Raw genomic sequence first — 13,805 nt, 5'->3', positions numbered from 1 at the left:
GGCCGGGCTTTTTGTTTGCGAAATATGAAGCCGCGAATTAGTGCGCGGCCGGGGTGAACTTCGCGACCAGGCCTTCGTAGGGCTTGTAGGCCTGCTTGGCGAGGTCGGTGTAGAGGCCGGCAATCTTCTGCGACTCCGCGACAAAGGTTTCGTAGGAAGAACGCGCAAATTCGGTCTGGGCTTCGAGCGCCTTGTCCAACGACTTCACGCCGGAGAGCTTTTCGACAAACGACTTGGTGTCTTCGAACGATTTCTTGGCGTAGTCGCCGTAGGCGGTGGCGATCGCCTGAACGCCGCTCTGCACGTTGGTTGCGGAAGCGGCAACCGATTCGAGATGCTCTTTGCCGTAGTTCTGAATGTCTTCAATTTTGACCATCATGGAGTCCTTTCCCAGACTGAGCGTTCCTATTGCCGGGAGGTCCCGGCTCCCTGACCACAACGCCCCTATATGTGCACCGCACAATAAAGTCAAGGAATCTTGTGCGACGCACAAATATGGTCAATTAACGGAAAACCCCGGGGTCTTACGCAACGGTTAATTAATCTTTTGGCAACTCGCTCCGCCTAACCTGATTCCTGGACTTGTTCGCCTTCCGACAGACAGCCCGAAAGCTGTTTGTGAACAGCATCTTAGCTAGAAAAGCGACCTGATCGGCCACTCCAGCCTCGCGTCATGGCCGGACCGGCGCTTCGAACGGGGAACCATCAGCGGCTGGTGGGCACAATTTTGCCTCACGAGCCGGTGATCAAGACAGAAATTGGGACGGGGAAGTAAATGCTTCGTACAACCTTGGCTTCCTCGCGCGCGTTGCGGGTGTGCGCCCTCGGACTCATTACCTTCACCACGGCAATACTGATCTCGAGCGAGAGCGCCGAAGCGCGCCGCTCCAAGCACCGTCGCCACCACCACGTCGCGCGCGAAAGCTACAGCCCGCAATTCTCCTCGATCATCGTCGACGGCAATTCAGGCGCGGTGCTCGCCTCCAACAATCCCGACGGTATCCGGCGCCCAGCGTCGCTGACCAAGATCATGACGCTCTATCTGCTGTTCGAGCGCCTGGAATCCGGCAAGATGAAGCTCGACACCGAAATGGAAGTCTCCGAGCACGCCTCCGAGCAGGCGCCGACCAAGCTTGGCCTGCGCCCGGGCCAGACCCTGAAGGTCGAGGATGCCATCAAGGGCCTTGTGACGCGTTCCGCCAATGACGCCGCCGTCGTGGTCGCCGAAGCGATTGCCGGCGATGAAGCCGAATTCGCCAGGCTGATGACGCGCAAGGCGCGCGCGCTCGGCATGAGCAAAACCACCTATCGCAACGCCTCGGGCCTGCCCAATGACGAGCAACTGACCACCGCGCGCGATCAGGCGACCCTCGGCCGCGCCATCCAGGATCGCTTCCCGCGCTACTACCGCTACTTCGCGACCTCGGTGTTCAATTATCGCGGTCAGTCGATCCGCAATCACAATCGCCTGCTCGGCAATGTCGAAGGCGTCGATGGCATCAAGACCGGCTACACCCGCGCGTCCGGCTTCAACCTCGTAAGCTCGATGCGCCGCGGCAACCGCCACCTGATCGGCGTGGTGCTGGGCGGCCGCAGCGGCGGCTCGCGCGATGCCACCATGCGCAACCTGCTGGCCGAAAACCTCGAGAAGGGCGCGACCAAGCGTACCGTCGTTGCGATCACCGAGCGCAATCCCGCCGACGGCACCGTCGATGTCGCCGCAGCCGAGACCGTTGCGCGTCCGGCCGAAACGGCTCAGTCCGGCGGCGCCCTCGCCGCCGCCGAACCGGGGCTCGCCGCCATGCCGGCAACCCGTTCGATCGCGCCGGCCAAGCCGTCGCTGATGGCAGCGGCCGCCGCTGCCCTGCCCCCGCCGCCCGCCAAGGTCGAACAGAACAAGTTCGAGCAGCAAGCCCGGCCCGAACCTGCACCATTGACCAACGGGGTCATCCAGACCCAGCCGATATCAGCCATCCCCGGCTCGGCTGAGCCGATGAAGCCGGTCAGGGTCAAGACGGTTCAGGTCAAGGCTGGACCGATGAAGCTCGCTTCAGCCGGCCCCTCGCAGCCCGCGGCGCCGCCGATCACCAACACCATTCCGGCGCGCCCTGAAATCGCCGAGACCTCCAGCGCCGTCGTCGCAAAGGCCGCGGAGACCAAGGCCGAAGCCGCCAAGGTCGCGATGCCGCCGCAGCCGGCCAATCACGGTACCGGACAAGGCGTGCTCGGAGTGTTGCCCGCTTCCAGCCTGACACAGACCCCCTCGCAAGCCGCGCACGGGCAGGCGCTGGCCTATGCCGATCCGGCGCCCCACGCCCAGCCTCCGGCCATGCAGCAGAACAGCGCCGTCAAGCCGGCCGCGCCGGCGGTGGTCCGCACCGGCTGGATCATTCAGGTTGGCGCGCTCGAAAGCGAAAGCGAGGCCAAGCAGCGGATCGATCTCGCCCGCGCCAAGGCCAGCGCCCTGCTCGGCAAGGCCGATCCGTTCACCGAGCCGGTGGTCGCCAAGGACAACCGCACGCTCTACCGGGCCCGCTTCGCCGGTCTCGAGCGCGACCAGGCCGAAGCGGTATGCAAGACCCTCAAGCGCGCCGACATTTCCTGCATCACCGTTCGCAACTGATCCGGACGTTTCGTTGACGTTCGCGAAGCCGGCGCCGCAAGCGCCGGCTTTGTTGTTTTCCAAACACAGTCGCGACGGCTCTCGCGAGATCACGCCCAAGGCGGTCCGCGAAAACTTCTCGTCAAGAATTTCCGGTTAGGTTTCCCTGCAATGAACGATCGACCACGCCGGACAACGGCGGGCGATGTGGGGCGTCAGTCAGAGAACGGCATGGAAGCAACTCGCGGTTTGTAGCGTCGGTGGCGTGAGCCGGAGTTAGCTAGAATGCGTGCGAAGAAGAGTATCCTTGGCCTCGTTTACGCGGGCAGCGAGATACGTCGAGCCCCCCTGGTCGGGATGGAGTTTCTTCATCAGGGCGCGGTGAGCCCGGCTGATGTCGTCACGCCCCGCCCCCGGCTGCAGGCCAAGGATCTGATAGGCTTCCTCGTTCGACATTTTTCCGCTCGCCGCCGTGCGGCGCTGCCCCCCTGCCGCATCGCCTTGCGCGTTCTGACGCCAAGCGGGAAACCGGCGGTCAAGATAGCTTTCAAGTAAGGCGACGCTCTCGGCGTCGAAGGCCGGTATCATCGCGATCAATTGCGGCAGGTCGAACTCGCCGAGCGAACGCCCGGCATTCGGCCCGTCCACGATCCGCCCCGACAGCTCGCCGCTGTCGTGATCGAGACTCATGTCGAGAAACTGCGAGCGGACGCGCGAGGCCTGCCCCGACGAACGCTGCGCGCCGCCGCCGAAGATTCCGCCGATATTGCTGAAGCCGCCCGGCCCGAATGGCGACCAGCCGAGCAGGCCGGCGCCGAAGATGCCGAGCGGAATTGCCACCGCAAGCTCGCCGCGCAGCCCGGTGAAGGCTGCGACCGCCAGCGCCACCACGCCGCCCACGATCTTGATCGTGCGCGCGAGCACGACCGGGTTGGCTGCACGAAACATCTGCAGCAGCAAGTACAGAACGACAACGGCGACGACGCCGGCAATCAGGGTTGCCATGGCTCTAATATAGCGGCACCGGCGCCGAAAAGCATGACGCTGGGCTTGATCACAACCAAAGTCGTAATCACTTCATCTGGCCGATCAGTGCGGCCGCGCCGCTTGCGGTCTTCGACAGCCGCAGCAGCGCTTCGCGCCCGCCGGCGGCGTAGGCTGCGGCGGCGCGCAGCAGCTCACGCAACTGCGCCGCGGCGCCGGGGTCGAACCTGCACCATGCGCCGCCGGTGAGCCGCGCAATCTCCCGGAACGCCTGCTCGGCGGTCGGGTCGTGGCCTTCCTGGAACATGAACACGGGCACCTTGAGCAGGCCGAGCTCGCCGGCCTTGGCGCAGAGGTCGTCGACGGACTCCTCCATGGCGTCGCCAACAAACACCATGGCGCGCACGCCGGACGCCACCGCCTCGCGGCGCGCTTCCGACAGCACCTTGCCGATCTGGGTATTGCCGCCCTGGCAATCGATCTTGCTCATCAGCCGTGCCAGTCGCGCGGAATCGGAGATCCAGCCCGTGGCGCGGCATTCGTTGAAGCCGCGGTAATAGACCAGCCTGATATCGAGGCTGCCGAGCGAGGCCGCCTCGCGAAACATGTCGGCCTGCAGCGCGCAGGCCATATCCCAAGTTGGCTGCCGGCTCATGGTGGCGTCGAGCGCAAACACCAGCCTTCCCCTGGCGTCCGGGCGGTGTGGCGACATCGCGCGCGCTTTCGCCACGAAGGCTGCGATGTCCTCCGACGCCGACGGCTTGGTCTCCGGCAACGGGCCGCCTTTGCGCGCATCGGCTCTTGCCGAAGCAACATCGCCTGCCGATTTGGGTTTGGTAGGTTCGCCGGCCATGAGCGCTCGCGGATAAGCAGCGAGCTTTATGTGGGACATTGCTTACAGCGGGTCAATGCGCCGGCCCGTGACGCAGCCGCAAATGCACGATGGCGGTCAGTCGTCTAGTTCGTAACCGGCTTGTTTTTCGGCGCGGGATTGCTGGCCAGCGGAACGGACAGCGGCACCGGTCCCGGGCTGCTGGTCAGAACGTCCGGCACCCTGGTCGGCACGGGCTTCAACACGCCACTCTTGTCGGACTCGTCGAGGAACCTGTCGAGCATCGACTGGATCGAGGATTTGGCGGCGTCAGGCCCGGTATCCCGCATATCGTTGTGCTGGAAGCCGGTGTTCACGACGGTGATGCCGGCCTGCTCGCATTGCTCGTCGTCAGGCACGACGCCGGGGTCCGCTTTGAAATGCGTGTCCTGGGAGCGGAACGACAGAATCTTGAACTTGCCGTCGGTCAGGAACGGCACGCGCAAATTGTCCAGTGTCACGACTTTCTTGATCTCGTCGGGATACTGCTTGGCGAAATACATCGAGATGTCGCCGCCCATCGAATGGCCGACCATGGTCACCTTGTCATAGTCGGCATTGGGCTGGATCTTCTTCATTTCGTGGACAGCGAAATGGATGTTGGCGACGCCGCGCTGAATCTGCGGCAGACGGCCGACATAGGGTTCACCAATCTTGGTCACCATCGGCGGATCGGTCGGTAGATCGTGCTGCGGGCTGACCGCAAGATAACCGCGCCAGGCGAACACGGTCGACAGGAACGAATACTCGGTGTTCTTGACGGTGTTGCCGTGATTGAGGATCGCAACCGGCAGCTTGATCAAGCCGGCATTGGCCTGCATTTCCTTGTCGCGGCGAACGGCGATGCTGACCGCCACCAGACGATTGTCGCGGACGGGATCATGAAACGCGATTGTCTCGTGCCGGATCGCCCACTTGTTCGCGGTAAAAAACGCGACAGCGACCAGCACGGAGAGTGAAAGCAGAACGAGAATTCCACGTTTCATATTTGTCTTCGTCCTCGCGCCCGCTAGGGGCTCAACCCTGTTTGAGACTCTTTCGGTCCCTTGTTGATGATATATGTCACGATGGCGTGACATAAAGGCCAAATGTTGTGTATTGACCGCCTGATCATTGTGCGACGCACCCATCCATTGGGCAGCCGCTCAGTTCCACAAATTCGACCTCTTTTTTACTACGACGTCTCCTTTCAAGCTTCGGTTCGAACATCCGATAAAAGTCTAATGAAAACGGCGTAGTGCGGGACCGGTTCCCGGGAACCGCTGCGTCACAACGCGTCACGGTGCGCTAGTACCGGCAACGGGATCCCCAGAGGGGATCTTAAACCGTCGTGTAGATGACAAGCTTCAAGGCCGGGTCGTCATTGGCCTGGAAGCTCGCATACTCCAGTTTGAGCCGCCCCTTTTTGGGATGGGTCAAGGATTTCCGTCCCGCCGCGACGCCGCTGACGTCATGGGCCTCCCACCAGCCAATAAATTCCGGACAGCCTTCACGCAGTCGCGCCAGCAGGTCGCGAAAGGCCGGATCGCCGGCCCACAGGTCATGCGTCGCCCTGAACTGGGCGACCATGCGCCGTGCCTCGTCCGCCCATGACGCACCGAACAGCCGCCTCGTCGCCGGATTGGTCAGTACCGAGAGCAGGCTGTTGCGGTCGGCTTCCGCAAGCCGGCTGAACGCAAAGATTTCGTCGGCGGCTGCATTCCAGGCGAGGATGTCCCAGCGTCGGCCGGTGACATAGGCCGGCAGGTTGAGTTGCTCGACCGTGCGGCGGACAGCGGGTGGCACGGTCTCGCGGACAAAGGCGCGCCGGTCGGCATTTTGCGTCAGCTCTCTCAGATGCCGGTGTTCGGCCCTGGTCAGCCGCAGCGCGCGCGCCAGCGCATCGATCGTTGCTGCCGAAGGGCTGACGGACCGTCCCTGCTCGAGACGGATGTACCAGTCGACGCCGATGCCGGCGAGGTCGGCCACTTCCTCCCGCCGCAGGCCGGGCGTGCGGCGCCGCCGGCCGCCGGGCAAGCCGACCGCCTTCGGCGTCAGCTTCTGCCGCCGCGAGCGCAGGAAGTCGCCGAGTTCGCTTTGCCTTGAATTCGTGCCTGATTCCGCCATGCGCGCCGCGCCCCGAGGAAGGGCTTTTCGGTCCTAGGATAATACCAGGTCTTGTTGGGGCAATGAAGCCTGCGAGAATGCGGCTTCATCGAAACGAGGAGGCCCCATGAAGGCTGCCGTTCTGAACGCGTTCGGATCGCCGCTTGCGATCGAGACCCTTCCCGACCCGCTGCTCGGCACCGGCGAGGTTATCGTCGACGTCATGGCGAGCCGCGTGCTGGCCTATGCCAACGAAGTGCTCGGCGGGCAGCGGAAGTACCTGATGGAACTGCCAATGGTGCCCGGCCCCGGCGCGATCGGCTGTGTCCGGGCTACCGGTCCCGACGCGACCCGCCTTCGCCCTGGCGATTGGGTCTATTGCGATCCGACCGTGCGCTCGCGCGACGACGCACTGTCGCCTGACATCGCCCTGCAGGGCCTCACCGCCGGCAGCGAAGGCGGGCTGCACCTGCAACGCCATTTCCACAACGGCGCCTGGGCCGAGCAGATGCGCGTGCCGACCGAAAACGCCGTTCCGATCGGCGACATCGACGAGAAGGATGCCGGCCGCTGGTGTGCGCTCGGCACCTTGCTCGTACCCTTCGGCGGCTTCCTTGCCGCACAACTGCAAGCCGGAGAGATCGCGCTGGTCAACGGCGCCACCGGCAGCTTCGGCAGCGCGGCCGTCGCCGTCGCATTGGGGATGGGCGCGCAATGCGTGGTCGCGACCGGGCGGAACGAGCAGGCGTTGTCTGAGCTAACGCGGCGGTTCGGTGCGCGCGTCCGGACCGTGCCGATGCGTGGCCACGAGGCCGACGATCGCACCCGCATCCTGCAGGCGGCGCCCGGCCCGATCGACTGCGTGCTCGACATCCTCCCGCCGGCGGCCAACACCGCGCAGGTGCGAACCGCCATCATGGCGGTGCGGCCTTACGGCCGGGTGGTGCTGATGGGCGGCGTCGGCATGCTCGGCGGCACCGGCCTCGACCTACCCTACCCCTGGATGATGCGAAACTGCATCGCCCTGCGGGGGCAATGGATGTACCCACCGCATGCGGCCGTGCTGATGGCCGGCCAGATCCGCGCCGGCCTGGTCAATCTCGATCATTTTGAGATCGCCGCGTTCGGTCTGGACCGCGCCAACGAGGCGGTCGCGCATGCCGCCGCACACAGTGGTCCGTTCAAAATGACGGTCATCCAGCCGCGATAGGCTGAGCCGGCTGCCGATGGAGATCAGGCGCTGATGATGTCGCCGATGATGTCGTGGACTTCGAGCGGCTTGTCGACCTGGGTGAACCATTCGGCGCGGTTGGCAGCGCGGCGGCGGCCGCGCTCATCGAGCGGCAGCTTGAGCTGGCGCAACAGGCTGGTCACTTCCTCGCGCGCCGTGACATGGCCCATGCTGGGCCGGGTGCCGAGGGTGGCCTCGTCGATGTTGTCCAGGGCCGTCAGTCCGCGCGGGAAGAATTCGCGGTAGACCACCCGCTCGGCGAATCCATCGATGGAACGGAAGCCGAGCCGCAGCGAAAGGTCCTTCAGGCTTTCGGCGACGAGCTGCTTGTTGCGCGATCCGATCATCGACAGGCGGTTGCGCACCACGATCCAGTCGGTGGTGGCGCCGTCGAGCTGGCGGCGCTTGCGCCTGGTGTCGCGCACCATCTCCGCATAATGGCTCTCGCCGGTTACCGTGTAGGTTGCAGGATCGACGGTGCCGAGCACGTCGAAATCGAGGAAGCTGTCGTTGATCGGGGTCACCAGCGTGTCGGCCATCGAATGCGCCAGCCGCATCAGGTAGGAGTCCGAACCGGGCGTATCGATGACGATGAAGTCGAAAGCGCGCTCGACCGTGCCGACCGCCGCCGCGAACTGCTGGAACTCGGAGTTTTCATTGTCGGCGATCTGCATCGTCTCGCCGAGCTTGATGCAATAGTGCACGGGGATTTCGAGATCGAGACCGGTGCGGCGGGCCCACGCGCTCCGGTTGGCGATGTAGCGGGTAAAACTCTGCTGGCGGCAGTCGAGGTCGATGGTGGCGACGCGCTGCCCGGCCTTCATCAGCGCAACAGCGATATGCAGGGCGGTGGTGGATTTTCCGGAACCGCCCTTCTCGTTGCCGAGCACGACGACATGCGCCGAACCAAATTGACCCTGACTCGCCTGAAGCAACATGATTCAACCCCCGCTCGATATCTTCAAATCACAGCGCGGCTGCGGTCAAGTGAAATGCGTGACGACGCATTCAATTCGCTCGCGGTGTGTCTTAATCATGAATCCGATGGTGCGGATTTCGTTCCGTTGCAGCGATCTGCTCGCAGCCTTTTCAACCAGCGAGGCGCGCACATCTAGCTTTCGCGTTGAGCTGCCGCAGGCTTGTTGAGCTGCCGCAGGCTTGCCATTCCCGAGTAAGCTTGGCGGCAAAGCTCCGGCCTTATAAGGTCGGCGCGCCCGCCGAAAGTATCGGGGCCACCGGCCCCCTCACCCCGTCACAAGCTGCAAGAGATCGAGGCAAGATGTCGCGAAGTCCCATGGTCGTCCGTACCGTTCCCGCATTGCGCCGCGCCGTCGAGGCCTTGCGCGCCCGCAAGGCCGCCGTCGCGCTGGTGCCGACCATGGGTGCGCTTCATGACGGACACATGTCGCTGGTCCGCCTCGCCAAGCGTCGCGCACAGAAAGTCGTCGTCTCGGTCTTCGTTAACCCGACGCAGTTCGCGCCGACGGAGGATTTCGGTTCGTATCCGCGCACCTGGAAGGCCGACCTTGCCAAACTCACCGCCGAGAAGGTCGACCTGGTCTGGAATCCGGACGTCAAGGCGATGTACCCGGACGGCTTCGCGACAAGGATCGTGCCCGAAGGTCCGGCTACCGCCGGGCTCGAGGATCGTTTCCGGCCGCATTTCTTCGGCGGTGTCGCCACCGTGGTTGGCAAGCTGTTCACGCAGGTCCGGCCGGACGTCGCGATCTTCGGCGAGAAGGACTTTCAGCAACTGCGGGTGGTGACGCAGATGGCCGCCGATCTCGACCTCGGCGTCAACGTGATCGGCTCGCGCACCGTGCGGGAACGAGACGGGCTGGCGATGTCCTCGCGCAACGTCTACCTCTCGGCCGAGGAACGGCAAACGGCACCGACGCTCCATCGCGCCATGAAGGAAAGCGCAAAACGGCTGAAGGCCGGCGAGGATTTCGAGGCCACGATGGCGGCCGGCCGCGAACTGATCACCGCCGCGGGCTTCGCGCTGGACTATTTCGAGGCCCGTCACGCCGGGACGCTGGCGCCGATTGCATCGATCAAGGAAGGACCGGTGCGGATCCTCGTCGCCGCGAAGCTCGGCACGACCCGCTTGATCGATAACATCGGCGTCTAGAGCCTTTTTGGTTCTGATTGAATCAGAACCGGGCTCTAGATTCTTGTTTTGACGCGTTTTCTTGACGCGAACCGGTGTCCACTTCGCTGGAAAACACTCTAAGACGTAGCCGCAGCCCCGGTCAGAGCAGCCCCAGATCGCGCAATTCGCGCCGCATCGGTTCCGGCATCGCGGCGACGCTGGCGGCGGAGGATTTGGTGAGGTCCGGCGGTGCTGCGTCCTCGGTCAAATAGCGCCAACCCTGGAACGGGCGCATCGGCCGCGGCGAGACAGCAAACACCTTGGGCTGCATCACCAGGCGGCACCGCCCGATACCGTCCTTGTCGCGGAATGGCTCGATCGCGATGATTTTTTCGCGGGCGGCGATTTCACCCTTGATGACCCAGTAGAGCGAGCCGCCGGCGAGGATCTCGCCGTCGCGCTTCGGCGTCATCCGCGTGATGTGGACGTGACGAAGCGGCAGGCCCTTTTTCTTGGCGGCTGCCATGCGTTCGGCAACCCACCCTTTGAGTTCTTTGACCGACTCGCAGCCAACGGCGAGCTTGATGAGATGAAGCGGCATGATCCCGCCGATGTAGCGGCCCAGGCGCTCTTTGAAAAGATCACTCCTTGTGGAGATCACTGCTCGTTGTCGGCAGCCCCCGAAGCCGACGGCGCGAGTTGGACCGGCGCCGCAGTGGACGGCCGTTTCGGCGGCGGTGGCTGCTTCTTGGCGGCGGCCAGCGCTGGTGAGGGTGACGGTGATGGTGCCGGCGGCGGCGCCGCGGCCGGACGCGGCGCCGCCGTGGCCGGTGGCGACGGCTTCGCCGGCGGCTCGGGCGTCATGATGCTGACCGGCGGAGTAGAGGCCGAGGTCGGGAATTCGGCATTGGTCGGCTTCCCCGTCGGCTGGGACGGCGGTAGCGCCGCCATCATGCCGGCCGCAGTCTGCGGCGGCGCGTTCCACGACGCCGCGTGGCGCATGACCAGGCTTTCGTAGACACGGTCTTCCATGTTGGCCGCCACCTGGCGCGTGTCGGTCAGCGAGCGGAACGCACGGCAGGCCGCTGGCGTACAGCGGTCACGCACCGTCAGCACATAGGCCATCAACCCGTAGCGGTCGCGCTCGACGGCGCGGCGCAGCGCTAGCAAGTCGGAGCCGCCCCCCTTGTTAGCGGTGGCGACATCGCCCAGCGAGGTCAACAGGGTGATCTGCGAGGCGGCGTAGGCGACCGCCGCCGCCACCGACTCCGCCGAACCGAACAGCGCCTTCTCGCATGCGGCGAGGACGGCATCACCGGCAAGCTCGTCGATACAGGAAAGCTGCGGCAATGCGGCGGTGGCCGTTGGAACCGGCCGTGCCTCGGTCGGCTGAACCGCGTTCGCCGTGCCGAACCCGCGGAAGGTCACGGCTCCCGCGACGCCGATCGCAAGCAGCGTGATGAGCGCCAGCACGCCGTTGGCCACGGATCTCTCCGAGCGCAGCAGCGTGATCAGAACGACAAGCCCGACAAAGCCGGCCGTGGCCAGCGTCAGGTACAAAGAAAGGTTCGGCGAGCGCCAGATCTGATCCAGCGAAGCAGCCCAGGCCCAGTTCATGCGCAGTGTCCCTCAACGCAGCATCAAACGCGATCGAAAGGCGAATGCGTCTTTATCGCATTCGCTTTTCGGCAGAATGGTTCTGCGAACGGGGCCTTTTGACGGCGCTTTGAATGGAACTCCGTCAGCGGGCTGCTTGCGCACAACTGTTTCAGGAAATCGCGAGCTGGCTTTCCTTGGCGACCCGTTCGAAAGCTTCGGTCGAGCTTTTGATGCGATACTGACAGTCGTCGCCATCAGTCGGCAGCAGCCGGATCACCTCATAGGTGCCGCTGGCGGCCGGACGGGCCACGTTGCTGGCAGTAAAATAGACAGTCTCTCCAACGGAGTACTTATGCTTCAACGCCCTCTCCATTACGCAAGAACGCCGGCCGCGCTCACGGTCCCGCTAGCTTTCGGCCGACTTGAGAACCCCGCGGCAACCTAGCACAGGCCATCGCCCAAAAGCCAGCGGCATCGAGGCATGGCAAATGCGCAAATTCTGCATGTTTTTCAGGGCGATAAACGCCAATCCAGGGGGTTCCCGGTCATCCGCCTACCCGGCATCGAAGCCGTCTTTCCCAAAATCGGACAGCCCGGCGGCAGATTGATCGAGGGCAGCAAGCCGCGGGCGGAGCCGCAGGGCCCCGCCGGCCCGCTCCGTCGTCAGACCGTCTCGAACCGATCGATGACAAGCGTTTCGGCAAGGCCGGCGCGGGTCCATTCCTGGAATGCCGGTAACGACGTCATCGCATCGAAATAGTGCCTCGCCTCGCCCGTCACCTCGATCGCATAGGTGCGAAAGCGATGCACCACCGGCGCAAACATCGCGTCTGCCCCGCCGAACGCGCCGAACAGGAACGGTCCGTCCTTGCCGTAACGGCGATAACAATCGGACCAGATCTCCTGAATGCGCGCCACATTGGCGCGTGCATCGTCCGACAGATCGACGGCACCGATCGGGCGGTGCAGGTTCATGCCGCATGCGTTGCGCAGCGGCATGAATCCCGAATGCATTTCCGCCGAAATCGAACGCGCATGCGCCCGGCGGGCGCGGTCTTCCGGCCACAGCTTCGCCTGCGGGTATTTCTCGGCGAGATACTCGATGATTGCGAGCGAATCCCACACCGTGACGTCGCCATCGATCAGCGTCGGCACCTTGCCCGAATCCGAAAAGCTCAGGATCCGGTCCTTGTCCGCCTTGTCGTTGGTGTAGAGCGGGATGAACACCTCCTCAAAGGGGATGTCATTGGCGCGCAGCGCCAGCCATGGCCGCATCGACCATGACGAATAGTTCTTGTTGCCTATAACCAGTTTCAACATTTGCGGGGAAATCCTGTTGGGACCGGCATCTTGCCATAGTGCGCCGCACACGTCCAACCTGTACATCACGATCGCACAAGCCATCATCGGGGATGCCGCCACATGGGCGCCTATTGGGTCGATATCGCCGCCGTCGCCTTCTTCGTCGTCGAGTGGCTGGCCTATGGCTTCACGCTCGAACACACGGCTTACGGCCGCGACAGCCTGTCGGCGCGCATGAATGCCTACCGCGAGGTCTGGGTGCGCAACATGCTCGATCGCGAGGCACGCATGGTCGACATGCAGATCATGGCCTCGCTGCAGAACGGCACCGCCTTCTTCGCCTCCACCAGCCTGATCGCGATCGGCGGCGGGCTGGCGTTGCTGCGCGCCACCAACGACGCCTTGGCCGTGCTTCGCGAGCTGCCGGTCGATCTCACCCCCTCGCCCGCGCTGTGGGAGATCAAATGCGTGGGGCTGATCCTGATCTTCATCTACGCCTTCTTCAAATTTGCCTGGTCGTATCGCCTGTTCAACTATGTCGCGATCCTGCTCGGCGCGATGCCGCCCTCGTCGCAGCGCGACACGGCGGAAGCAGAAGCCCATGTCATGCGCACGACGCGCCTGTTCGAGGCGGCGGGGCGGCATTTCAACCGCGGCCAGCGCGCGTTCTTCTTCGCGCTCGGCTATCTCGGCTGGTTCGTCAGCCCCTGGGTGTTGCTGATCACGACCGCGCTCGTCGTGATCGTGACCTGGCGGCGGCAGTTCGCCTCGAACGCCTGGCGGGCAATGGGGAACTGACGAGCCGGTGGCTTTATTGATGCCTCAATCCGCCTGTGTTATTTCTCCGGCCACCATGATGATGATCCGCATCTTCAATTTCGCTTCGGCCTTCTTCCTCAGCCGCTAACGGCTTGCCCGCGCCAGCGGGCGGAAACGAGCGCGTTTGTGCCGTTTTCGGCGCCAGAGCGATTCAAAGGACCGAATGAGCCGACCCATTCTCGCTGCGCGCGATGATGCCGGCTGGCCAAGCGATACGAGG

General features: G+C 64.1%; 14 protein-coding genes. 4 read left to right on the top strand and 10 right to left on the bottom strand.

Annotation, left to right across the window (positions count from 1 at the left end; all coding sequences use genetic code 11):
• Nucleotides 1-37 precede the first annotated feature (37 nt).
• A complete protein-coding gene (locus V1277_RS28730) occupies nt 38-376 on the bottom strand; it encodes a phasin family protein (RefSeq protein WP_028345580.1) in 339 nt (112 codons plus the stop codon).
• A gap of 399 nt (nt 377-775) precedes the next feature.
• On the opposite strand from V1277_RS28730, the gene V1277_RS28725 reads away from it, so the two are divergent.
• Nucleotides 776-2,623: a serine hydrolase gene (locus tag V1277_RS28725; RefSeq protein WP_334419193.1), complete on the top strand. Its 1,848-nt coding sequence runs from the start codon at nt 776-778 to the stop codon at nt 2,621-2,623.
• Between the two features lie 255 nt (nt 2,624-2,878).
• Here the strand turns inward: V1277_RS28725 and V1277_RS28720 are convergent, their stop codons facing one another.
• The 4 genes from V1277_RS28720 to V1277_RS28705 all read right to left on the bottom strand — a co-directional run bounded on the left by V1277_RS28720 (nt 2,879) and on the right by V1277_RS28705 (nt 6,563).
• Complete coding sequence (locus V1277_RS28720; protein ID WP_334419192.1) at nt 2,879-3,607, bottom strand: DnaJ domain-containing protein; 729 nt, start codon at nt 3,605-3,607, stop codon at nt 2,879-2,881.
• A gap of 67 nt (nt 3,608-3,674) precedes the next feature.
• Nucleotides 3,675-4,439, bottom strand: a complete 765-nt coding sequence (locus V1277_RS28715) for a VWA domain-containing protein (protein WP_334419191.1) — start codon at nt 4,437-4,439, stop codon at nt 3,675-3,677.
• A 104-nt stretch (nt 4,440-4,543) separates the two neighbouring features.
• On the bottom strand, nt 4,544-5,443 hold the full coding sequence (locus V1277_RS28710) for an alpha/beta hydrolase (RefSeq protein WP_334419190.1): 900 nt from the start codon (nt 5,441-5,443) through the stop codon (nt 4,544-4,546).
• Nucleotides 5,444-5,777: 334 nt separating this feature from the next.
• Nucleotides 5,778-6,563 (bottom strand): helix-turn-helix transcriptional regulator, encoded by a 786-nt coding sequence (locus V1277_RS28705; protein ID WP_334419189.1) that lies wholly within the window; start codon nt 6,561-6,563, stop codon nt 5,778-5,780.
• A gap of 106 nt (nt 6,564-6,669) precedes the next feature.
• On the opposite strand from V1277_RS28705, the gene V1277_RS28700 reads away from it, so the two are divergent.
• A complete protein-coding gene (locus tag V1277_RS28700) occupies nt 6,670-7,752 on the top strand; it encodes a zinc-binding alcohol dehydrogenase family protein (protein ID WP_334419188.1) in 1,083 nt (360 codons plus the stop codon).
• A 23-nt stretch (nt 7,753-7,775) separates the two neighbouring features.
• Here the strand turns inward: V1277_RS28700 and V1277_RS28695 are convergent, their stop codons facing one another.
• Complete coding sequence (locus V1277_RS28695) at nt 7,776-8,711, bottom strand: division plane positioning ATPase MipZ (RefSeq protein ID WP_334419187.1); 936 nt, start codon at nt 8,709-8,711, stop codon at nt 7,776-7,778.
• Nucleotides 8,712-9,052: 341 nt separating this feature from the next.
• Between V1277_RS28695 and panC the strand changes: the two genes are divergently transcribed.
• Nucleotides 9,053-9,904, top strand: a complete 852-nt coding sequence (panC, locus tag V1277_RS28690; RefSeq protein ID WP_334419186.1) for a pantoate--beta-alanine ligase — start codon at nt 9,053-9,055, stop codon at nt 9,902-9,904.
• 121 nt (nt 9,905-10,025) lie between these two features.
• Here the strand turns inward: panC and V1277_RS28685 are convergent, their stop codons facing one another.
• The 4 genes from V1277_RS28685 to V1277_RS28670 form a co-directional block, all read right to left on the bottom strand.
• Nucleotides 10,026-10,466 carry a DUF1489 family protein gene (locus tag V1277_RS28685; RefSeq protein WP_334374871.1) on the bottom strand — a complete coding sequence of 147 codons (441 nt, stop codon included), beginning with the start codon at nt 10,464-10,466 and terminating at the stop codon, nt 10,026-10,028.
• 56 nt (nt 10,467-10,522) lie between these two features.
• On the bottom strand, nt 10,523-11,482 hold the full coding sequence (locus V1277_RS28680) for a hypothetical protein (RefSeq protein ID WP_334419185.1): 960 nt from the start codon (nt 11,480-11,482) through the stop codon (nt 10,523-10,525).
• A gap of 151 nt (nt 11,483-11,633) precedes the next feature.
• The gene (locus V1277_RS28675) at nt 11,634-11,837 is read right to left on the bottom strand and encodes a hypothetical protein (protein WP_108517906.1); all 204 of its coding nucleotides are present in this window, start codon (nt 11,835-11,837) and stop codon (nt 11,634-11,636) included.
• Nucleotides 11,838-12,127: 290 nt separating this feature from the next.
• A complete protein-coding gene (locus V1277_RS28670) occupies nt 12,128-12,784 on the bottom strand; it encodes a glutathione S-transferase family protein (RefSeq protein ID WP_334419184.1) in 657 nt (218 codons plus the stop codon).
• Nucleotides 12,785-12,886: 102 nt separating this feature from the next.
• Here V1277_RS28670 and V1277_RS28665 point away from each other — a divergent pair, with 102 nt between their 5' ends.
• A complete protein-coding gene (locus V1277_RS28665) occupies nt 12,887-13,564 on the top strand; it encodes a DUF599 domain-containing protein (RefSeq protein ID WP_334374868.1) in 678 nt (225 codons plus the stop codon).
• Nucleotides 13,565-13,805 lie beyond the last annotated feature (241 nt).

Origin of the sequence: Bradyrhizobium sp. AZCC 1588, from assembly GCF_036924735.1 — a bacterium.
Taxonomy (GTDB): Bacteria; Pseudomonadota; Alphaproteobacteria; order Rhizobiales; family Xanthobacteraceae; genus Bradyrhizobium.
The sequence above is the reverse complement of the archived record's forward strand: the minus strand, read 5'-3'. Positions and strand labels throughout refer to the sequence as shown.

What these genes read in the sequence shown, in the direction of transcription:
- V1277_RS28730 (WP_028345580.1), bottom strand. Translation starts at nt 376, where the DNA reads ATGGTCAAAATTGAAGACATTCAGAACTACGGCAAAGAGCATCTCGAA.
- V1277_RS28725 (WP_334419193.1), top strand. Translation starts at nt 776, where the DNA reads ATGCTTCGTACAACCTTGGCTTCCTCGCGCGCGTTGCGGGTGTGCGCC.
- V1277_RS28720 (WP_334419192.1), bottom strand. Translation starts at nt 3,607, where the DNA reads ATGGCAACCCTGATTGCCGGCGTCGTCGCCGTTGTCGTTCTGTACTTG.
- V1277_RS28715 (WP_334419191.1), bottom strand. Translation starts at nt 4,439, where the DNA reads ATGGCCGGCGAACCTACCAAACCCAAATCGGCAGGCGATGTTGCTTCG.
- V1277_RS28710 (WP_334419190.1), bottom strand. Translation starts at nt 5,443, where the DNA reads ATGAAACGTGGAATTCTCGTTCTGCTTTCACTCTCCGTGCTGGTCGCT.
- V1277_RS28705 (WP_334419189.1), bottom strand. Translation starts at nt 6,563, where the DNA reads ATGGCGGAATCAGGCACGAATTCAAGGCAAAGCGAACTCGGCGACTTC.
- V1277_RS28700 (WP_334419188.1), top strand. Translation starts at nt 6,670, where the DNA reads ATGAAGGCTGCCGTTCTGAACGCGTTCGGATCGCCGCTTGCGATCGAG.
- V1277_RS28695 (WP_334419187.1), bottom strand. Translation starts at nt 8,711, where the DNA reads ATGTTGCTTCAGGCGAGTCAGGGTCAATTTGGTTCGGCGCATGTCGTC.
- panC (WP_334419186.1), top strand. Translation starts at nt 9,053, where the DNA reads ATGTCGCGAAGTCCCATGGTCGTCCGTACCGTTCCCGCATTGCGCCGC.
- V1277_RS28685 (WP_334374871.1), bottom strand. Translation starts at nt 10,466, where the DNA reads ATGCCGCTTCATCTCATCAAGCTCGCCGTTGGCTGCGAGTCGGTCAAA.
- V1277_RS28680 (WP_334419185.1), bottom strand. Translation starts at nt 11,482, where the DNA reads ATGAACTGGGCCTGGGCTGCTTCGCTGGATCAGATCTGGCGCTCGCCG.
- V1277_RS28675 (WP_108517906.1), bottom strand. Translation starts at nt 11,837, where the DNA reads ATGGAGAGGGCGTTGAAGCATAAGTACTCCGTTGGAGAGACTGTCTAT.
- V1277_RS28670 (WP_334419184.1), bottom strand. Translation starts at nt 12,784, where the DNA reads ATGTTGAAACTGGTTATAGGCAACAAGAACTATTCGTCATGGTCGATG.
- V1277_RS28665 (WP_334374868.1), top strand. Translation starts at nt 12,887, where the DNA reads ATGGGCGCCTATTGGGTCGATATCGCCGCCGTCGCCTTCTTCGTCGTC.